This window comes from Limnovirga soli (assembly GCF_013106755.1).
Lineage (GTDB): Bacteria > Bacteroidota > Bacteroidia > Chitinophagales > Chitinophagaceae > Limnovirga > Limnovirga soli.
In genome coordinates this window covers 95783-114965 of the sequence record NZ_WHPF01000016.1, presented here as the reverse complement: position 1 = coordinate 114965, position 19183 = coordinate 95783, and the positions used below count along the sequence as shown (strand labels likewise).

At 39.0% G+C, this 19183-nt stretch carries 22 protein-coding genes; 11 read left to right on the top strand and 11 right to left on the bottom strand.

Features of this window, described 5'->3' with window-relative positions; all coding sequences use genetic code 11:
• The 3 genes from GD597_RS21915 to GD597_RS19380 form a co-directional block, all read left to right on the top strand.
• Positions 1–240 (top strand): hypothetical protein (locus GD597_RS21915; protein WP_216368634.1); only part of this gene is annotated, 240 nt, incomplete at its 5' end.
• Between the two features lie 211 nt (positions 241–451).
• On the top strand, positions 452–1729 hold the full coding sequence (gene tyrS / locus GD597_RS19385) for a tyrosine--tRNA ligase (RefSeq protein WP_171609566.1): 1278 nt from the start codon (positions 452–454) through the stop codon (positions 1727–1729).
• A gap of 449 nt (positions 1730–2178) precedes the next feature.
• Positions 2179–2847 carry an alpha/beta hydrolase gene (locus GD597_RS19380; RefSeq protein ID WP_171609565.1) on the top strand — a complete coding sequence of 223 codons (669 nt, stop codon included), beginning with the start codon at positions 2179–2181 and terminating at the stop codon, positions 2845–2847.
• Here the strand turns inward: GD597_RS19380 and GD597_RS19375 are convergent.
• The 3 genes from GD597_RS19375 to pyrE all read right to left on the bottom strand — a co-directional run bounded on the left by GD597_RS19375 (position 2822) and on the right by pyrE (position 4503).
• Positions 2822–3346 (bottom strand): GNAT family N-acetyltransferase, encoded by a 525-nt coding sequence (locus GD597_RS19375; protein ID WP_171609564.1) that lies wholly within the window; start codon positions 3344–3346, stop codon positions 2822–2824. The two genes, GD597_RS19380 and GD597_RS19375, sit on opposite strands and share 26 nt — an antisense overlap.
• A complete protein-coding gene (locus GD597_RS19370) occupies positions 3346–3765 on the bottom strand; it encodes a hypothetical protein (RefSeq protein ID WP_171609563.1) in 420 nt (139 codons plus the stop codon). The genes GD597_RS19375 and GD597_RS19370 overlap by 1 nt, the downstream gene beginning before the upstream one ends.
• A gap of 99 nt (positions 3766–3864) precedes the next feature.
• Complete coding sequence (gene pyrE / locus GD597_RS19365) at positions 3865–4503, bottom strand: orotate phosphoribosyltransferase (protein ID WP_171609562.1); 639 nt, start codon at positions 4501–4503, stop codon at positions 3865–3867.
• A 123-nt stretch (positions 4504–4626) separates the two neighbouring features.
• Between pyrE and GD597_RS19360 the strand changes: the two genes are divergently transcribed.
• Positions 4627–5037, top strand: a complete 411-nt coding sequence (locus tag GD597_RS19360; RefSeq protein ID WP_171609561.1) for an NUDIX hydrolase — start codon at positions 4627–4629, stop codon at positions 5035–5037.
• An 8-nt stretch (positions 5038–5045) separates the two neighbouring features.
• Here the strand turns inward: GD597_RS19360 and GD597_RS19355 are convergent, their stop codons facing one another.
• From GD597_RS19355 to GD597_RS19335, 5 genes are all read right to left on the bottom strand, one after another.
• Positions 5046–5483 (bottom strand): hotdog fold thioesterase, encoded by a 438-nt coding sequence (locus tag GD597_RS19355; RefSeq protein ID WP_235954362.1) that lies wholly within the window; start codon positions 5481–5483, stop codon positions 5046–5048.
• Positions 5484–5485: 2 nt separating this feature from the next.
• Positions 5486–5962, bottom strand: a complete 477-nt coding sequence (coaD, locus tag GD597_RS19350) for a pantetheine-phosphate adenylyltransferase (RefSeq protein ID WP_171609560.1) — start codon at positions 5960–5962, stop codon at positions 5486–5488.
• A gap of 268 nt (positions 5963–6230) precedes the next feature.
• Positions 6231–7157: an aspartate carbamoyltransferase catalytic subunit gene (locus tag GD597_RS19345; RefSeq protein WP_171609559.1), complete on the bottom strand. Its 927-nt coding sequence runs from the start codon at positions 7155–7157 to the stop codon at positions 6231–6233.
• Between the two features lie 212 nt (positions 7158–7369).
• Entirely contained in the window at positions 7370–7891 is a 522-nt protein-coding gene (gene pyrR / locus GD597_RS19340; protein ID WP_171609558.1) for a bifunctional pyr operon transcriptional regulator/uracil phosphoribosyltransferase PyrR, read from the bottom strand.
• Positions 7892–7984: 93 nt separating this feature from the next.
• A complete protein-coding gene (locus GD597_RS19335) occupies positions 7985–8503 on the bottom strand; it encodes a hypothetical protein (protein WP_216368633.1) in 519 nt (172 codons plus the stop codon).
• Between the two features lie 464 nt (positions 8504–8967).
• Between GD597_RS19335 and GD597_RS19330 the strand changes: the two genes are divergently transcribed.
• The 5 genes from GD597_RS19330 to GD597_RS19310 all read left to right on the top strand — a co-directional run bounded on the left by GD597_RS19330 (position 8968) and on the right by GD597_RS19310 (position 13966).
• Positions 8968–11358 (top strand): transglycosylase domain-containing protein, encoded by a 2391-nt coding sequence (locus GD597_RS19330; RefSeq protein ID WP_171609557.1) that lies wholly within the window; start codon positions 8968–8970, stop codon positions 11356–11358.
• A gap of 115 nt (positions 11359–11473) precedes the next feature.
• Entirely contained in the window at positions 11474–11803 is a 330-nt protein-coding gene (locus GD597_RS19325; RefSeq protein ID WP_171609556.1) for an L-rhamnose mutarotase, read from the top strand.
• A gap of 35 nt (positions 11804–11838) precedes the next feature.
• Positions 11839–12603: an SDR family NAD(P)-dependent oxidoreductase gene (locus GD597_RS19320; protein ID WP_171609555.1), complete on the top strand. Its 765-nt coding sequence runs from the start codon at positions 11839–11841 to the stop codon at positions 12601–12603.
• Positions 12604–12631: 28 nt separating this feature from the next.
• Positions 12632–13483: a fumarylacetoacetate hydrolase family protein gene (locus tag GD597_RS19315; RefSeq protein WP_171609554.1), complete on the top strand. Its 852-nt coding sequence runs from the start codon at positions 12632–12634 to the stop codon at positions 13481–13483.
• Positions 13484–13555: 72 nt separating this feature from the next.
• Entirely contained in the window at positions 13556–13966 is a 411-nt protein-coding gene (locus GD597_RS19310; RefSeq protein ID WP_171609553.1) for a hypothetical protein, read from the top strand.
• Between the two features lie 299 nt (positions 13967–14265).
• On the opposite strand, the gene sucC is transcribed toward GD597_RS19310, so the two are convergent.
• Positions 14266–15477, bottom strand: a complete 1212-nt coding sequence (sucC, locus tag GD597_RS19305) for an ADP-forming succinate--CoA ligase subunit beta (protein ID WP_171609552.1) — start codon at positions 15475–15477, stop codon at positions 14266–14268.
• Positions 15478–15705: 228 nt separating this feature from the next.
• Here sucC and GD597_RS19300 point away from each other — a divergent pair, with 228 nt between their 5' ends.
• On the top strand, positions 15706–16179 hold the full coding sequence (locus GD597_RS19300) for a DUF4920 domain-containing protein (RefSeq protein ID WP_171609551.1): 474 nt from the start codon (positions 15706–15708) through the stop codon (positions 16177–16179).
• Between the two features lie 54 nt (positions 16180–16233).
• Here GD597_RS19300 and GD597_RS19295 read toward each other — a convergent pair whose 3' ends face one another.
• Positions 16234–17283 (bottom strand): RluA family pseudouridine synthase, encoded by a 1050-nt coding sequence (locus tag GD597_RS19295; RefSeq protein WP_171609550.1) that lies wholly within the window; start codon positions 17281–17283, stop codon positions 16234–16236.
• 310 nt (positions 17284–17593) lie between these two features.
• Here GD597_RS19295 and lipB point away from each other — a divergent pair, with 310 nt between their 5' ends.
• Positions 17594–18274 carry a lipoyl(octanoyl) transferase LipB gene (gene lipB, locus GD597_RS19290; protein ID WP_171609549.1) on the top strand — a complete coding sequence of 227 codons (681 nt, stop codon included), beginning with the start codon at positions 17594–17596 and terminating at the stop codon, positions 18272–18274.
• Position 18275: 1 nt separating this feature from the next.
• Here lipB and GD597_RS19285 read toward each other — a convergent pair whose 3' ends face one another.
• A complete protein-coding gene (locus tag GD597_RS19285; protein WP_171609548.1) occupies positions 18276–19160 on the bottom strand; it encodes a hypothetical protein in 885 nt (294 codons plus the stop codon).
• Between the last annotated feature and the right edge of the window lie 23 nt (positions 19161–19183).

Here is a 19183-nt window from a genome sequence, read left to right as displayed (position 1 = left end):
TATCTTGATGCGTGTAACAATCATAATTGGTTTGCGTTTGCAAATGGCTTTGGGACAGCCTACAACAAATTGCACTGTGGCAAAATGTTATGCCAAGGGATGCTGAAACGAGTTCAGCATGACGAGGCAGTGGGTGAATTTTATTCTGGCTCTATTGTTACAGCAGATGTGTTTTGCCAGGAAATGCTGAAACAAGATCAGCATGACGAAGCAGTAATTGGCTGTTTGGCTATTGGCTAAAGGCTAACAGCTAATGGCTAATAGCCAAATGCATTACCCTTAAAACAATATACGTTATTAAACTGCCGCTATGAAACCCGAACCCTGAACCGAGCGTGGCAAGTAAAGCCTCATTATATAACCCATTGCCGGCTACATAAATTGCTTTATTGTATACAGAATTGAAGCTGCATATTTATACATTCTCTTACTTTTGCGCAAATCTTGCAAGATGAACTTGATTAAAGAATTACAATGGCGTGGTTTAATACAGGATATAATGCCTGGCACAGAGGAACAATTGACAAAAGAAATGACATCGGGCTATATTGGTTTTGACCCTACCGCCGACAGTTTGCATATTGGTAGTCTGGTACCTATTTTATTATTGGTTCATTTACAAAAAGCCGGTCATAAACCTTTTGCTCTGGTAGGTGGTGCAACCGGTATGGTGGGCGACCCTAGTGGTAAAAGCGAAGAACGTAACCTGCTTAGCGAAGATATTCTGGCTAAAAATCAGGCCGGTGTTAAAAAACAACTGGAAAAATTTCTTGATTTTGACCAATCGAAACCCAATGCAGCCGTAATGGTGAATAATTACGACTGGTTTAAAGAAATGAGCTTTTTACATTTTATACGCGATGTGGGCAAACATATTACCGTTAATTATATGATGGCTAAAGACAGTGTAAAAAAGCGCATTGAGGGCGAAACGGGCATTAGTTTTACTGAATTTACTTATCAATTAATACAGGGATACGATTTTTACTGGTTATATGCCAACCATAATTGCAAATTACAAATGGGCGGCAGCGACCAGTGGGGTAATATTACCACCGGTACTGAACTGGTGCGCCGTAAAGCCGGTGGCGAAGCTTTTGCCTTTACCTGTCCTTTATTAACCAAGGCTGATGGGGGGAAATTTGGCAAATCGGAGAAAGGCAATATTTGGCTGGATGGGGAGAAAACCTCGCCCTATTTGTTTTACCAGTTTTGGTTAAATGCAGCAGATGAGGATGCCAAAAAATGGATTAAAATTTTTACGTTTATACCTGCAACTGATATTGAAACTTTGATTGCCAGCCATGAAGCAGATGCTGCCCAGCGTTTACTGCAAAAAAGACTGGCTAAAGAAATAACCGTGTTTGTACATGGTGAGGAGGAATACCTGAAAGCACTGGCTACTACCGAAAAACTATTTGCCAATCAAAATGCACCCGCAGAAAGCCTTAGCGCCGAGGACCTGGAACAAATGGAAGGTGTGGTTAAATGTAATTTTTCCAGAGCAACCATTGAAGCAGGTATTGATTTGATTAGCTTTTTGGCCGATACCGGCATTATGCCCAGTAAGGGCGAGGCTAAAAAGATGGTGCAAAATGGCGGCATAAGCATTAACCGTAAAAAAGCCGATAACCTGCAAATGCCTGTTACCATTGATTTGTTACTGCATAACACCTATATTCTGGTTCAAAAAGGAAAGAAAAATTATTACCTGGTTACGGTAGCTTAATGGGTGGTTGCGGTAAATTTTCCGCAACGGAATGTGTATTAGATGGTGCTAAACTGGTGCAGAACAGTAGGGCAAAAAAATAGGTTTGTGAAAAAATGGAATGTACTTTTATATCATAATAAACAGCTAAAGTATCTAACAAATCAACACATTATTTTGATAATAAAAAATCGGTAAAACGATAGATATTTTTGAAAAATGTAATGATAGAAGGAAACTAAGCGTTTAGAGGAACTGATAAAGCCACCGGAGATGCTAGCATATCCGTTAAAGCTAAAGTCTGAAGTAATGAGGACCGGCAAAAATGAAACAAGTTTTTCAGGGCAGTAAAGTAACTCACAAAAGCATCGGGTTAGTATGGGTAATGTGTAAAAGCAGTATCAATACATAACTTGATGCTTTTTTATTTGTATCAGGTTGCTATACTTTTGCTGTAAAGCAGTACAATAATGAAGATTTATTTTCTTTCTGGTTTGGGGGCAGATAAAACAGTTTTTCAGTTTTTAGATACCCCCTATTACGAACCGGTATTTATTGATTGGATGCCACCCTGCCAAAATGAATCTTTACCGGCTTATGCAAAAAGATTACAGGAAAGCTTTATTCCCAACGATAGTATTGTAATTGGCCTTTCATTTGGTGGTATGCTGGCAACAGAAATGGCAAAGCTGCATCCAACTTTAAAAACCATTCTTATTTCCAGCGCTAAAACCAGCAAAGAAATACCGGGGTTTTATCAGTTGGGTAAATACCTGCCCATTCATCAGGCAGCACCGGGTGCATTACATAAGTGGTTTATGTTACGCTCCAAATGGTTATTTGGTTTAAAAGATCCGGCTTCAATTGACATTTATGAAACCCTTATAAAAAATAGTGATCCTGTTTTTAACCGCTGGGCCATTAATGCATTACTTAACTGGAATAATAGTGTTGTACCAGACAATTTGGTGCATATTCATGGCACCCACGATAAAATATTACCCTATAAAAATGTATGTTGTAATTACACCATCAAAAAAGGAGAACACCTGATGGTGATGGATAAAGCCGGGGAAGTATCAACCATTATACGACAAGTATTGAAGGAAAAATTTAGCCTGCCAAATGCTTTTTCATAAGCCAGTCCCACTGCTCATCCTGGCCCAGCACAAAAACATGCTCACCAAAAATTTCAAATCCCTGCCGTTGGTAAAATGCAATGGCTTTTTCATTCTGTTTCCAAACACCCAGCCAAATAACCTGTTTTTGCTGTTCGGCAGCAAATAATAAGGCATATGCTATTAAGGCATATCCAATGCCTTTACCGTGAAAGGTTTTATCTGTATAAATGCGCTCAACTTCTATAGACTGGTAGGCTTCTAATTCCAAAGGCTGATGAGAGGTACGCAGCTTTATATAGCCCGCAATAACATTATCTACTTTAGCAAAAAAGAAAAAGCTGTCAGCAGCATTTAGCTCATCCATTAACACCGTTTCGCTAAAATGGGTGGCAACATGGTTAGCCATATCTTCAGCAGTATTATAGGCCGCATAAGTATCAGTAAAGGTGCTGATACTTAGTTGCTGGAGAACTGCAATATCATCTATGGTAACCCTGCTAATAATAACCGGCCCCATTATTTCTGCAATAATTTAGGGTCAATATTACAAGGTTTTCCCTTCTGTGGGCCACCGCCTTCTTCTTTTCTTTTGCAAATGGGGGGCAACATATTATAGGCTTCAGGAACCGCTTTTGTACTATCCGCATCATACCCTGCATTATTCAAAGAAGTGCGTATATAATCGAGTGTAATGCGGTCAGGATAATACTGCACCCGCATATTGGCTGCACCCAGGTTAATCATGGTTTTAATAATACCTGCATCGCCGTTGGGCCCCTTCTCCTGTAGCAAATAGGCTTCCAGGTTTTCTTTACACACCCAGCATTTCATTTGAGGTAAACTAATAGTAACCCACACTGGTTTTTGCTGCATTACCTGGCTATGGGCAATATTGCCTGCAATAACCAATAACAATATGATTAATCCCTTTTTCATGTAGTATATTTTTATATTGAACCCAACTATATCGCTATCCTGTAGCCTGCTTGCGTCGCACTCTTGTACTGCAAAATGTATGGCAGCAGTTATAACAGCCTAAATACCAGTCCACCCCGCCGGATCTGTACGCCATTGCATCAACACATTCTCCAAATCGGCGGTAATAATATTTTTCTCTACTGCCAGCTCAATCATGGCACTATAATTTGTAAGCGAAATAAACCGGCAGTTTTTTTCTGCAAAAGCTTCTGTGGCTTTATCAAAACCATAATTAAAAATAGATACCATACCAATTACCTCTACACCAGCATTGCGCAATACATCTACTACCTGCAGGCTGCTTTTACCTGTAGAAATAAGATCCTCAATTACCACTACTTTTTGACCGGGCTCATAAGCCCCTTCAATCTGATTGCCCATGCCATGTTCTTTTGGTTTTGGCCTAACATAGGCAAAAGGCAATTTTAACTGGTCTGCCGCCATTGCACCCCAGGCAATACCTGCAGTTGCCACCCCTGCCAACAATTCAGCTTCGGGGAATTGTTCAAATATAACATTGCACAATTCGCTCTTTACAAAATCGCGTATATAGGGGAATGATAATACTTTTCTGTTATCGCAATAAATAGGGCTTTTCCAACCGCTGGCCCAGGTAAAGGGTGCTTGCGGACTTAATTTTACTGCACCTGTTTGTAATAATTTCTCTGCTACTGCCTTCTCGTTAGAACTCGTCATAATATTGTCTTTAATAATGCAGCTAAAGTAATATCTATTTGTGATTATCAGTCCCCGGCAATTATAAAAAGTTCATAAACTATATTGCTTCCAGTAATTTTGTTTGCACAAATGAAGGTACTCATGAAAAAAATAATTGCAGCAGGCGGTTTGGTTACCAATAAAAAAGGCGAATTGTTGATGATTTTCAGACGAGGCAAATGGGATTTACCAAAAGGCAAACTGGATGAAGGTGAAACCATAGCTGAATGTGCATTAAGAGAAGTAGGTGAAGAAACCGGTGTTTGGCAATTGCAATTGGGCCCTTTACTGGGCATCACTTACCATGAATATTTTGATACCTATATACAACAGGATGTTATAAAAGAATCGCACTGGTACCTGATGCAAACCACCGGAGATGAAACTTTGGTACCCCAAACCGAGGAAGACATTGAGCAGATTATGTGGGCGGATGACAATCAAATTAACGAATGCCTGCACAACACCTATAAAAACATTACAGAAATTATTAGCCTGTATAAAAGCAAATAACCCTGTTACTATTTTCTTTTTAGAATAGATACGGTTAAACGCGATACACATACCAATTTATTATTGGCATCATCCTGAATATGAATATCCCACACATGTGTACTGGCGCCAATATGTATAGGTGTGCAGGTGCCTGTTACAGTACCGCTGCGTACCCCACGTACATGATTGGCATTTATTTCTATGCCAACACTAATAAATTTTTCATGATCAATAACCATGGCAGATGCCACACTACCCAAAGTTTCTGCCAGCACTGCAGAAGCACCGCCATGTAATAATCCATAAGGCTGATGGGTACGATGATCTACCGGCATGGTAGCTTTTATAAAATCCGGGCCTATTTCGGTAAACAAAATGCCAAGATGGTCGCCCATATTATTCTTACCTAATTGCTGCAAATTTGCCAGTGCAATGTTTTTATTAAACCAGATAGAAGTAGACAAGACTATTTATTTTTTAAAGTATTAATAACGGCCTGTGGTAAAAATGGAGATGCATCGCCATGGTGTTTTAGAATATCCCGCACAATGGTAGATGCTACAGAACTATATTGTGGTTCACCGGTAAGGAATACGGTTTCAATATTTCTATCCAGCATGCGGTTGGCGTCGGCAATGGTTTTTTCGTATTCAAAATCGCTCACAAAACGAATGCCTCTTAATATAAAATTGGCGCCTATAGTTTTGCAAAAGTCTACAGTTAATCCGTCATAACTTTTTACATCTACTTTGGGTTCATTTATATAAATTTCTCTAAACCATTGCAGGCGTTGTGCTTCGGGAAACATGGGTGCTTTTGAGGAATTCATTCCAATGCCTACCACAATTTTATCAAACAAAGGCAATGCCCTGTTGATGATATCGGTATGGCCCAGTGTTACAGGATCGAATGTACCCGGGAAAAGACAAATTCTTTGTTGCATGTTTATGAATGCTGGTTTACCGTTTACCAACGGCATGAATAATAGTATTGGCTGTTGCGTTAGGGATTGCAGCGTGAAGCCCGCAGCCACGCCCCGTGGCGAGGACTTGCAGCGTAAAGCCCGACCCGTAAGGGTAACGCCCTGCTACCCTGCCGTTTTAGCCCTTATTGGCATACAGCAAATACGCTGTAATATACAGATTGGTTATTGTTTTAAAAAAAATACCCACTCGCAAATGAATGGGCATTGTATAATTAAAATGTTATGGTTATGGTGTACGCGGACTAAGCAGGTATAAGGCTGCCATACGCACTGCTACCCCATTTTCTACCTGATTAAGAATAATAGAATGCGGACCATCTGCCACATCGCTATCTAATTCTACGCCCCTGTTAATGGGGCCCGGGTGCATAATTACAATTTCTTTATTTAGTTTTTCCAGCATGCTGCGTTTTATGCCATAGGCCAGGTTATACTCTCTTAATGAAGAGAACAGCGGTTGATTTTGACGTTCCAGCTGTATACGTAACACATTAGCTACATCGCACCATTGAAGGGCCTCGTTTACATTATAAGTTACCCTAATGCCAAATGCTTCTACTATATGCTTTGGAATTAATGTGGGCGGTCCAGCCACCATTACTTCGGCACCCATTTTATTTAGCAGATAAATATTGCTTAGAGCCACCCTGCTATGCATTATATCGCCAATGATGGCAACTTTTAAGCCTTCAAGCGTTTCCTTTTTTTCCAGCATAGAAAATGCATCCAGTAAAGCTTGTGTGGGATGTTCGTTAATACCATCACCGGCATTTACTATAGCTGCAGGAATATGTTTGGCAAGAAAATGCGGTGCGCCGCTGGCACTATGGCGTAACACCACCATATCCACCTTCATACTTAGAATATTATTTACCGTATCAAGCAGTGTTTCGCCTTTTGCTACCGATGAGGCGCTGGAAGTAAAATTAAGTGAATCGGCTCCCAGCCTTTTTTCGGCCAGCTCAAAAGACATCCTGGTACGGGTAGAATTTTCGAAGAAAAGGTTTACAATGGTAATATCTCTTAAAGAAGGAACCTTTTTAACTGGTCTCTGTAATACTTCCTTAAATTGTTTTGCTGTAGAAAGAAGTAGTTCAATATCCTCTTTCGTAAGGTCTTTAATACCCAGCAAATGTGGAGTAGTAAGTTTCATTAAAAAGCGAAGTTAATAGATAGTTTTAGTTTATGCAACCGCTTTTTATTTTTCATGTCTCTAATGTGAATATCTTTTGGCTAGCTATTCTCAAAACAAATGGAGAAGGGTAGCAAATTGGGCGTTGCCCTTTGGGCCGGGCTTTCCACTACAAGTCCTCGCCACGGGGCGTGGCTGTGGGCTTTACGCTGCAATCCCTAACGCAAAAAGCATTATACCAGCACCACTTCGTCTACACCAAAATTTTCTTTCCAGTGTACAAATACTTTTTGTGAGTAAAAGGTATCAATGGTGCGCCCAACATAATCTGCATGTATGGGCAATTCCCGGTTAAACCTGCGGTCTATTAACACACACAATTCAACTTTTGATGGCCGGCCAAAATCGTTAAGCGCATCTAAAGCGGCACGAATGGTACGTCCGGTCCACAACACATCATCAATAATAATTACGTTTTTATTTTCTATGCTAAAGGGTATATTGGTGGTATTTGCAAACTTAATTTCCCTTCTTACATCATCACGGTAAAAGGTAATATCCAGCTTGCCGTAAGCAATTTTTTCAGGGGCTTCCAGTAATACCAGTTCGTTTACAATTCTATCGCTTAAAAAAATACCTCTGGGTTGCATGCCAATAATCACCGTATTTTCAAGGTCAAGATGTTTCTCAAGAATCTGGTGTGCCAGTCTTTTAATGCTTAATGCCAGTTCCTGTTCAGTTAAAATAGATTTCAATGCCAACAATTTGGCACTAAAATAATTCATTCAACTGCATAAACAAAAAACCCTGCCTAAAGCAGGGTAAATTTTATGCTATTTTTTTACTATTTAGTATACCGGCATTAATTCCATCGTATTTGTAATTACATGCCCATCTTTTTTTGCAGCCTTTTCAGTCATTATCTGTTCAATATTCACCGGGAATTGCAATAACAATTTTTCTTCCAGCAAATCGGCAAAGGTTTCAAAATATACAATCACATCTTCTCTTACATTTCTCTTTAACCACCTAAAGCCGCCCGGTAAATGGTTAAGTACTTCCCTGTCGTCAAGGTATTCCAGGTGGTGAATATCAGAAGTGGTTAAACCCAGTTGCTCCAGTTTATGCACCAATAAACTAAAAGGTGCATCTGTTACACCACAATATTCTTCGGCAATTTCTGTCCATTCGCCAATGCCAGTATGTGCATATTGCAAAATCTCTTCTTTGCTAAGTAAGGTAACCACTTGCAAAAGATTGCCACAATTACAACTTCCGTGGTTGCCCCATGCATAAGCAGCCCCATTTTTTAAACGCCCGGCTGTTTTGCGAAGCGCATCTATTAAATCGATACCTGGTTTTGCCATAATATAAAATGATTACTATTTAAATAAACCAAAGCCAGATAAAATAGTTCACTTTTTAACCACTGAAAAAAGCAAATAACAGGTATTATTCTTTTTTCCAGTTCTATTTTATCTATGGTTTAGTTAAATTAATCAAAGTTGAAAATACAGGCACATATTGTTGAAGAAAAATCATCATATTTACGCCTCATTTATATACATTTTGGTTGTTATGCTAAAAGGAATGGCCCTTTTGTGAAAATATATATCTGCGTTAGGGATTGCAGCGGATAGCCCGCAGCGCAGCGAGGACTTGTAGCGTAAAGCCCGGGCCCAAGGGGCAACGCCCAATACCATAATAAAACTACCTTTTATTAGGCTTATTTTTTGATTAGAGGAATGGATGGGAAGATTACGATGAACATTTGGCATAAAATTGAAACAGCGTACATAAAAGCTATAAATTGCAATTTCTAAGCATTGTTATGAAAAAATCTGTATTGATACTCTGGCGTTTATTTTTCATTGGTATCGGGCTTTTTATTCTGTTGATTGTACTGGCAAATTTTGGTGTTTTTGGCAGCATGCCATCTATTGACGAATTGCAAAATCCATCAGGATCGCAAAGTAGCCAGGTATATGCAGATGATGGCACCCTGATGGGTAAATATTATTTGCAGGACAGGGTGAATGTAACCTATAAAGATATTAGCAAGTACGTTATAAATGCCCTTGTAGCCACTGAAGACAAGCGTTTTTACGACCATAATGGTATTGACCCAAGATCCTTAGCCCGGGCCGTATTTGCATTAGGCTCTCAGGGCGGCGCCAGCACCATATCTATGCAAACAGCAAAGAACCTTTTTACTGATGACCCCAGTAATAATATAGTGGTTCGTATGATTCAAAAACTAAAAGAATCTATTATTGCCATTAAGCTGGAACGCAATTTTACCAAAGAAGAAATACTTACGCTTTATCTAAATACAGTGGCTTTTAGCGATAATGTTTTTGGCATTAGAAATGCGGCTAAAACATTTTTTCAAAAAGAGCCCGATAGAATTAGCATTGAAGAAGCAGCTGTACTAGTGGGTATGGTTAATGCACCCAGTGCCTATAACCCCAGAACCTATCCTAAAAGAGCATTGGATAGAAGAAACCTGGTACTTGACCGTATGGCAGAAAGCTTATTTATTACTGCCCCCGAAGCGGCAGATTTAAAGAATAAGCCTATAAAACTCAACTACAAAAAGCTGGATGAAACAGCTGGCCTTGCCCCATATTTTAGAATGATTTTGGGCGAAGAATTGAAAAAATGGTGTAAAGAACATAAAAAACAGGATGGTGAGAACTATAATCTGTATAAGGATGGATTAAAAATTTATACCACCATTAACCCCAGAATGCAGTTATATGCTGAAGAAGCCGTAGCTAAGCATATGGCCTATATGCAGCAAATACTTAACAGTCAGCGTAATATTAAAGATGGTTCTGTTTGGAAGGGATATGAAAATGTGTTAGAATCAGCCATGAAACAAACAGACCGCTGGAAAAACATGAAAAAAGAGGGAATTGCAGATGATGACATCAAGAAATCCTTTTACATAAAAACCAAAATGAAGGTATTTGCCTGGAACAATAACCGTTCTAAGGATACTACCATGACCCCCTACGACTCTATTAAATACCACCGCCAAATGTTACAGGCAGGTTTTATGGCCATGGATCCATTAAGCGGAGAAGTAAAAGCCTGGGTAGGTGGAATAGATTTTAAAACATTTAAATACGATCACGTAAATATCAATACCAAAAGGCAGGTAGGTTCTACCATTAAACCTTTGTTATACAGTTTAGCTATAGAAGATGCTGGTTTTACCCCCAATACCATGGTAGAAGATGTACAGCAAAATTTTAATGGTTACGGACTGGTGCCTGCAACTGATAAAACCTGTACCGGCCAAACCATGCCAATGGCACAGGCTTTGGCGCAATCCCGTAACTGTGCTACCGCCTATATCATGAAACAATTAGGCTCAGAAGGGAATGATGGGGCCAAACGCTTTGTTGAATTTTTAAAAAATTGCGATATCAAAGCCAAAGTTGATCCCTACCCTTCTATTGCATTGGGCGCAGCTGAAATTTCGTTAATAGAAATGATACAGGCTTACAGCATGTTCCCCGGCCGTGGCTTTAATGTAAAACCCATGTACATTACCCATATTGAAGATAAAAATGGTAATATCCTGCAAACATTTATTCCGCAACGTAAGGATGTAATCAGTGATGTTACTGCTTATTCAGTGATAAAAATGATGGAAGGTGTGATGCAATTTGGAACCGGCCACAGCATTTGGAATTATGGCGTTAGCGGCGAAATTGCGGGCAAAACAGGTACCACCAACGATAATAGTGATGCCTGGTTTATGGGCTATACCCCACAACTTTTATGTGGCGTTTGGGCAGGTTGCGATGATAGATTTATCCGCTTTGCCAATACCGCTGTAGGCCAGGGTGCTTCTGCAGCCCTGCCGGTATTTGGATATTTTTATAACAAAGCATCCAACGATAAAAATCTGCCGCTTGATATGTCTTCCACCTTTGCAAAACCAGACGTTATGCAATCAGATATCAGCTACGATTGGATAAACGGAGTACCACAGGAACTAGGCGCCGAAGGAGATGATATTGGCAATGGCAATGCTGCCGATTATGGTGGTGATTCTTTACCCGAAATAAAAGCAGAGGACATAGTGCCCGAAAGTGAAATTCCATTATTAACAGATACAGCCAAAAAAAGAAAGCCTGCTGCCCCGTTAAACGGCACACAGCCCAAAGCAATTATGCCCAAAAAGGAAACTGGCATAAACAGAAGATAATGTTTATGTAACCGGCACTAAAGCTATTATTTGGCTTTACTTGCCACGCTCGGTTCATCGTTCGGTTTTCATGGCAACAAAATTCAATAACACTCCTATAAAAACAAATACTTGTATGAAAAAATATTGCCTCGCAGTAGACCTCAAAAATGATCAAAAACTCATTGCCGAATATGAAGACTGGCATAAAAAAGTATGGCCCGAAATAATAGAAAGCATTCATCAATCAGGTATTGTATCTATGGAAATATACCGTGTTGGTAACAGGCTTTTTATGATTATGAAAACAACAGCCGATTTTTCATTTGAACAAAAAGCTGCAATGGATGCGGCCAACTCAAAAGTGCAGGAATGGGAGCAGTTAATGTGGAATTATCAGCAATCACTTCCCTTTGCCAAACCCGGAGAAAAGTGGGTATTAATGGAAAATATATTTTCAATATAAATCACCAGCTCAATTACTATAAAACAATTTTAAAAATGTTAAGTCTTTCAAACAAAAATGCGGTAATCACTGGTGGTGGAAGTGGTATTGGCAAAGCAGTTTGTTTATTATTTGCACAACAGGGCGCAGTAGTGTATGTAACAGATATTAGCGAAGCAAATGCCCAAAACACAGTAGATGAAATTACTGCCAACGGTGGTAAAGGATTTGTGGCTGCCTGCGATGTAAGCAATCAGCAAAAAGTAGTTGACAGCTTTGCGCAAATAGGTCGTATTGATATTCTGGTAAACAGTGCAGGCGTATCTCATATAGGCAAAGCCGATAATACCAGCGAAGCAGATTTTGACAGGATTTACAATGTAAACGTAAAAGGTTTGTATAACTGTTTATTTGCTGCTATTCCGATGATGCAAAAACAGGGTGGCGGGGTAATTCTAAATCTTTCCTCAGTTGCAGCAGTAGTGGGATTATCAGACAGGTTTGCTTATTCTATGAGTAAAGGAGCCGTGTATGCCATGACAATGAGTGTGGCAAAGGATTATATAAAAGATAATATTCGCTGCAACTGTATTTCTCCAGGTAGGGTACATACGCCATTTGTAGATAATTTTCTGGCAAAAAACTATCCAGGTAAAGAGCAGGAAATGTTTGAGAAATTATCCAAAACCCAGCCCATAGGCCGTATGGGGAAACCCGATGAAATAGCCACACTTATATTATTTTTATGCAGCGATGAAGCTGGCTTTATTACAGGTTCTGATTACCCGATAGACGGAGGCTTTATAAAACTAAACAGTTAATAAATAAGAGTTCAATCAAAATATAATCATGAAACTAATAAGATACACTGAAAATAACCGGCAAAAAACTGGTGTTATCATCAACAACGCTATGTTTAGCACAGAGCAATTTGGGGAAGACTATACTGAAAACTTTTTTGAAACAAACGGACTACAAAGATTGGATGCGTTTATTGAAAGTAATAAGGAAAGTCTGATGCCTTTACCGGATGATATTACCCTGGCTTGCCCTGTTGCAAGGCCATCAAAGATTGTTTGTATTGGTTTAAATTATGCCGATCATGCAAAAGAAACCGGCGCAGCCACCCCCAGCGAGCCGATTATATTTTTAAAATCAACCACGGCTGTATGTGGCCCCAACGATAATATAGTAATTCCACGCAATTCAGTAAAAACAGATTGGGAGGTTGAACTGGCAGTAATTATTGGCACCAAAGCCAGTTATGTTACAGAAGAAACTGCCATGGATTATGTAGCTGGCTATTGTTTACACAATGATGTAAGTGAAAGGGCTTTTCAGCTTGAGCGAAATGGCACATGGGATAAAGGGAAAGGATGCGATACCTTCGCTCCTCTTGGCCCCTTTATGGCTACTAAAGACGAAATTGCTGATGTAGATAACTTAAGGCTTTGGCTTACCGTTAATGGCAAAAAGATGCAGGATGGCACTACTGCTAATCTGATATTTAAAATTCCTCATCTGGTTTCCTATGTTAGCCAGTTTATGACACTTTTACCCGGAGATATTATTTCAACCGGTACACCTGCCGGTGTAGGTCTGGGCTTTAACCCTCCCGTTTACCTGAAACCCGGAGATATTGTTGAATTAGGTATTGATGGCCTTGGCACCTCCAAACAACAGGTGGTAGCTTATCAATAATTTTTTATAAAAAAGTTGGTCCCTTTTAAACCTGGGCTCAAATAAAACATCCAAGAAAAAATAAATTGAATAATGAAAAAAATAATCGTTTTAGCAACCTGTTTGTTAATGATCACATTGGTTTCGAATGCCCAAACTACTACTGATACCACAAAGAAGGATAAGGTGAAATCTCGTATCGGTAATATGGACACCACACGCAAACAAAACCTTAAAGATAAAGGTCTAACTAAAGAGAATTTAAAAGACCTTGATTTAAGTAAAGATCAGGCTACCCAATTAGAGAAAATTAAAAATGAAACCAGGCAGGAAAAAGAAAAAATTAAAAACGATAATTCCCTAACTGAGGAGCAGAAAAAAGAAAAACTAAAAGCTGCCGAAGAAAATTTTAAAAATAAATCTGGTGCCGTTCTTACAAAAGAACAAAGGCAAAAGATTAAAGATAAAAAAGGCAATAAAAAGGGAACAGGCGGAGGAAAATAATACGCTTTTGCCAATTTAAACTTTTTATAAAAAGGGGCTTTACAAAGCATTTTGTTAGCCCCTTTTCATTTTTAGCCATTTCATAATAGTGCCTGGCTTGTATGATATCATTTGTTATTCGCATTTTGAGCGATTGATACTATACTTTATACTTCAATTGATGCCACAACAGTGGAACGATGAAGTGATTGCGACGCAAGAGGTGATGCCAAAAGCGTTGAAGCTTGTATTGCAATAAAACTGGCACAAAAAAAGCGCTCATCTGAGATGAACGCTTTATGCTTTCCGGGATAATTATTTTAAGCTACGGCTTGTTTTACCAGAGCAGCCGCTTCGCTAAGCAATATGGCTGATTGCACTTTTAAACCGCTTTCATCAATTAATTTTTTAGCTTCGGTAGCGTTGGTACCCTGCAGCCTTACAATGATTGGGATATTGATATTACCCAATTTTCCGTAAGCTTCAATTACACCAGCTGCAACACGATCGCAACGAACGATACCACCAAATATATTGATCAGAATAGCTTTTACGTTTGGATCTTTCATGATGATTCTAAAACCGGCTTCTACCGTTTGCGCATTGGCTGTACCACCTACGTCTAAGAAATTGGCAGGCTCTCCACCACTTAACTTAATCATATCCATGGTTGCCATTGCCAGTCCAGCACCATTTACCATGCAACCCACATTACCATCTAATTTTACAAAATTTAAATTGTATTGGCCTGCTTCAACTTCCGTTGGATCTTCTTCAGTTACATCCCTCATTGCTGCCAAATCGTTATGGCGCATTAAGGCATTTTCATCAAGATTCATTTTACAGTCAACCGCAATAATTTTCTCGTCGCTGGTTTTAAACAATGGGTTAATTTCCAGCATACTGCAATCTAAACCTACATATGCATTGTATAAGTTGGTTACAAATTTTACACAGTTTTTAAAAGCTTCGCCTGTTAAGCCAAAATTGAAAGCAATTTTTCTAGCCTGAAAACCTTGTAAAGTGCCACCTGGGTGAACCCATTCTTTAAATATTTTTTCAGGAGTAGAATGTGCTACTTCTTCAATATCCATACCACCTTCGGTACTGTACATAATTACATTACGGCCTTTGGTACGGTCTAACAAAATGGAGAGGTATAATTCTTTAACAGGGTTTGGACCAGGATAATATACATCCTGTGCAATAAGTATTTTATTAACTATTTTACCGGCAGCGCCTGTTTGAATAGTAATTAATTTATGGCCCAATATATTTTTTGCTACATTACTTACATCTTCAATGCTTTTGGCCACAACAACACCTCGTTGTTCTGTACCTTCAATTTTACCTTTTCCACGGCCACCTGCATGTATTTGTGCCTTAATAACGGCAAAATTGTTACCAGTTTGCGTTTTTATTTGACGGTAAGCTTCTTCGGCTGCCATTACAGTGTCTACAGCAATGCCTTCCTGCACAGGAACATTGTATTTTTTCAACAGTTCTTTTGCCTGATATTCGTGAAGATTCATAGTTAAAAATTTGTGTGGCGAAGATAAGGGAAAACAGCTTGCACCCCATATAAAAATGATGTTGTTTTTGTGGATTTTTGCAGATTAAATACCTGCAAAACTGGTAAAGAACCAACCAATTTGCCAGTTATTCTATTCCATTTTATGTGTAGTTACATAACTGTTTTACATTTTTAAAAACCAACTTTGCCCAAATTTTGTAACTTGCAATTCTTCAAAATAAAACATATGAATAAACTTACCATTATTGCCGCGTTTTTGTTTTTATCGCTTTACACAAATGCCCAGCCACCCAATGTTGCAGCAGATAAGGGTGCTACCTTTGGTGAAATTATAAACCCAGACAATGCCGTTTCTGTAGAGCAGGCCATTGCAGATGTACAAAAAAAAGAGGGAGAAAAAACCGCTGTTAAAATAAAAGGGACAGTAACCAGTGTTTGCGAAGACATGGGCTGCTGGCTTACCATTAAATCGCCAAAGGGTGATATGACTATTAAAATGAAAGACCATGCATTTTTTGTACCACTGGTACTAAAAGGCAAGGAAATTATATTGGATGGTATTGCAGAAGAAAAGATAACTTCTGTATCTCAACTACGCCATTACGCAGCAGATGCCGGCAAAAGCAAGGAAGAAATAAACGCTATCACCGAGGCAAAAAAAGAAATTACCATTAGCGCTAAAGGCATATTGGTTTTGTAGTTGTACAAAATCATATTACACAAAAAAGGAAGCTTCTGGCTTCCTTTTTTTATATCACACATTTGTTTTGGTCTGAATATAATCCCGCCATTTATCTACCACCCTTATAATATCTGAAGGCAAAGGGCTTTCAAAAAACATTTCCTTGTTGGTAACCGGGTGTATAAAACCCAGTGTTTTAGCATGTAATGCACAACGCGGACATACGGCAAAACAATTATCTACAAACTGTTTATAACGGGTATAAATGGTGCCTTTTAAAATTCTGTCGCCGCCATATTCCAAATCATTAAACAAAGTATGCCCAATATGTTTCATATGTACCCTAATCTGGTGGGTACGGCCAGTTTCTAACCTGCACTCAACTAAGGTTACATAATTAAACCGCTCCAATACACTATAATGGGTTATAGCATGCTTACCCGTTTCACCTTCCGGATAGGCATCAAAAATTTTTCTAAACCGCTGGTGGCGGGCAATATGTGCTACAATTGTACCTTCTTCTTCTTCCACATTACCCCAAACCAATGCCACATATTTTCTGGAAACAGTATGGTTAAAAAACTGTTTGGCCAAATGGGCTGCGGCTTCGGCTGTTTTAGCACAAACCAGCAAACCGGTGGTATTTTTATCTATACGGTGTACCAATCCATAACGAGGTAGGGTTTCCTCGTCTAAATTTGGATTTTGCTGCAGCAAATGGTAGGCAATACCATTTAATAAAGTGCCCGAATAATTACCCACACCCGGGTGTACCACCATATTCTTGGGTTTATTTAACACCATTATCGCGTCATCCTCATATACAATATCCAGCGGAACAGGTTCCGGTTTTACCTCCTCCGATATTGGATTGCTAAGGCTTAATACTACAATTTCATCCAGCGGCCTTACCTTATAATTATTCTTAACACTTTTACCATTAACAGTTATAAAGCAGGCTTCTATGGCTTGCTGTATTTTATTACGGGTAACATTGGTCATATGCTCCTGCACCCATTTATCAATACGCAGGGGTTCCTGGCCTTTATCAATGGTAAAGGATTTTCGCTCGTATAATTCTTCGGTATTTTCTTCTATTTGAATATCACGTTCTTCAAGCATGTTGGTAATTTTTTGGGGCCTGGCAATGGCACTGGAAGCAGCTTTACTTGCGTCGCACACTTCAACTATAGCAAAATAGCAGCCGTAAACAGCCGCCTGCAAAAATAAGGATGCTTTGCTTACTTTACATTAGATTATACTTTATTCCCCTGTATTATGATGCCATGAAAGTGGAACCGTGAACGTAATGCGACGCAAGCGGCGATGCTATATAATACAAAAGCCGGTATCATAACATTACAGTTTTTGCATTCTGCCTTAACCCTATGGCATTTTATGAAACAGTTTTATTGAAATACATTTGCAGCCTATGAGTATTCAGGTGCAGTTTCAGGATTTAGGTAAGCGTGGGTATGAAGAGGTATGGAATTACCAGGAAAGCCTGTTGCAACAAGGTGTTAAGGTGAAGCAACAGGATGGTACACCCGGCCATTTTTTATTATTTACCGAGCATGAAGCAGTGTATACTTTGGGCAAAAACGGCAAACCCGAACATGTACTGATAAATGATACCGAAAGGGCCGAAAAAGGCGTTGAATACTTTCACATAAACAGGGGTGGCGATATTACTTTTCATGGGCCGGGGCAATTGGTTGGCTACCCAATTTTTGATCTTGACCAGTTTAAACCAGATCTTGGCTGGTACCTTAGAAGTTTAGAAGAAGTAATTATTGCTACTATGGCCGGCTACGGCATTAAGGGCGAACGCAGCCATGGCGAAACTGGTGTTTGGATTGAACCCGACCAACCCGCAAAAGCCAGAAAAATTTGTGCTATGGGCATCCGTTGCAGTCGCTGGATTACCATGCATGGCTTTGCACTTAATGTAAATACAGATCTTTCTTATTTTAATTATATTGTGCCCTGTGGCATTCAAAACAAAAAAGTAACCTCTCTGGAACAAGAACTTGGCCGTATCGTAGATATGGAAGAAGTAAAAGAAAAGGTGAAATATAACTTTGAACAGGTATTTGGCATTCAGTTGCAATAGCTTACCGCAAATCTTTTTGCAGCAGTATTTTATTACGTTCTATCAGCTTCTCGTTTTCATACAGTTCAAACTTAAACCAGCCGGCGTGTATAAAATCGGTTTTATCAATAGTGATGGCAGTATCGCTGATATTATTGATACTAAATAATTTTTTACCGTCCAGTTCGTAAAAAACCACTTTGTATTTCTTGCTAGCGGCATCGGGCAGGTTTAATTTTACAAACCCATTTTGATTGATTAATACAAATATGGAAGGCGTATAAATACTGGCAGGATCAAATGGTTTTAACTGTACCTCATTTTGGCCCAAGACCAGCAAAGTGTCCTTTCGCTTATTTACTGAATCTCTGAATTTCTTATACACGCTATACTCTAATTGGGTAAATAAGCTATCCGCTTTATAAATAGATATTATTCTTGGAGGATCTGGTTTTTTAACTGGTATTTCTGCGTTTACAACCTGCATTTCCTTTTTTTCTACAAACTGTAATGTGTCCTTATTTTCGTTGTCTACTTTATTGGTTTGCGTTACTGGCGGCAATATATCGCCAGCTATTTTAGGAGCTGAAAACATAAACTGATTACTATCCAAAATATAAAAAATGCGATAAAACATTTTATATGGAAAGCTTTGTACATAAATAAAACCATTTTGCGGCAATTGCGGCGACTCTGTAGAAAATATTGTTCTGTAACCTTTTAAACTATCTTTTGAAGCCTGTACATTTAATTGAATACAGCGGTTACCAAAATTATTTACCCAGGAAATCCTTACCTTATTTTTTCCAAGGTTTTCTGCATTAAAATCAGGCAATATTGTTTGAGCTTGCCCCAAACCAGCAAAAAATAGCGGAAAAATAAATACCAGAGAAAATCGCCTCATCATCAAAAAAATTGTGTGCAAATATA

What these genes read in the sequence shown, in the direction of transcription:
- tyrS (WP_171609566.1), top strand. Translation starts at nt 452, where the DNA reads ATGAACTTGATTAAAGAATTACAATGGCGTGGTTTAATACAGGATATA.
- GD597_RS19315 (WP_171609554.1), top strand. Translation starts at nt 12,632, where the DNA reads ATGAAACTAATAAGATACACTGAAAATAACCGGCAAAAAACTGGTGTT.
- sucC (WP_171609552.1), bottom strand. Translation starts at nt 15,477, where the DNA reads ATGAATCTTCACGAATATCAGGCAAAAGAACTGTTGAAAAAATACAAT.
- GD597_RS19310 (WP_171609553.1), top strand. Translation starts at nt 13,556, where the DNA reads ATGAAAAAAATAATCGTTTTAGCAACCTGTTTGTTAATGATCACATTG.
- GD597_RS19360 (WP_171609561.1), top strand. Translation starts at nt 4,627, where the DNA reads ATGAAAAAAATAATTGCAGCAGGCGGTTTGGTTACCAATAAAAAAGGC.
- GD597_RS19345 (WP_171609559.1), bottom strand. Translation starts at nt 7,157, where the DNA reads ATGAAACTTACTACTCCACATTTGCTGGGTATTAAAGACCTTACGAAA.
- GD597_RS19380 (WP_171609565.1), top strand. Translation starts at nt 2,179, where the DNA reads ATGAAGATTTATTTTCTTTCTGGTTTGGGGGCAGATAAAACAGTTTTT.
- GD597_RS19325 (WP_171609556.1), top strand. Translation starts at nt 11,474, where the DNA reads ATGAAAAAATATTGCCTCGCAGTAGACCTCAAAAATGATCAAAAACTC.
- coaD (WP_171609560.1), bottom strand. Translation starts at nt 5,962, where the DNA reads ATGCAACAAAGAATTTGTCTTTTCCCGGGTACATTCGATCCTGTAACA.
- lipB (WP_171609549.1), top strand. Translation starts at nt 17,594, where the DNA reads ATGAGTATTCAGGTGCAGTTTCAGGATTTAGGTAAGCGTGGGTATGAA.
- GD597_RS19375 (WP_171609564.1), bottom strand. Translation starts at nt 3,346, where the DNA reads ATGGGGCCGGTTATTATTAGCAGGGTTACCATAGATGATATTGCAGTT.
- GD597_RS19320 (WP_171609555.1), top strand. Translation starts at nt 11,839, where the DNA reads ATGTTAAGTCTTTCAAACAAAAATGCGGTAATCACTGGTGGTGGAAGT.
- GD597_RS19370 (WP_171609563.1), bottom strand. Translation starts at nt 3,765, where the DNA reads ATGAAAAAGGGATTAATCATATTGTTATTGGTTATTGCAGGCAATATT.
- GD597_RS19335 (WP_216368633.1), bottom strand. Translation starts at nt 8,503, where the DNA reads ATGGCAAAACCAGGTATCGATTTAATAGATGCGCTTCGCAAAACAGCC.
- GD597_RS19285 (WP_171609548.1), bottom strand. Translation starts at nt 19,160, where the DNA reads ATGATGAGGCGATTTTCTCTGGTATTTATTTTTCCGCTATTTTTTGCT.
- pyrE (WP_171609562.1), bottom strand. Translation starts at nt 4,503, where the DNA reads ATGACGAGTTCTAACGAGAAGGCAGTAGCAGAGAAATTATTACAAACA.
- GD597_RS19300 (WP_171609551.1), top strand. Translation starts at nt 15,706, where the DNA reads ATGAATAAACTTACCATTATTGCCGCGTTTTTGTTTTTATCGCTTTAC.
- GD597_RS19295 (WP_171609550.1), bottom strand. Translation starts at nt 17,283, where the DNA reads ATGCTTGAAGAACGTGATATTCAAATAGAAGAAAATACCGAAGAATTA.
- GD597_RS19330 (WP_171609557.1), top strand. Translation starts at nt 8,968, where the DNA reads ATGAAAAAATCTGTATTGATACTCTGGCGTTTATTTTTCATTGGTATC.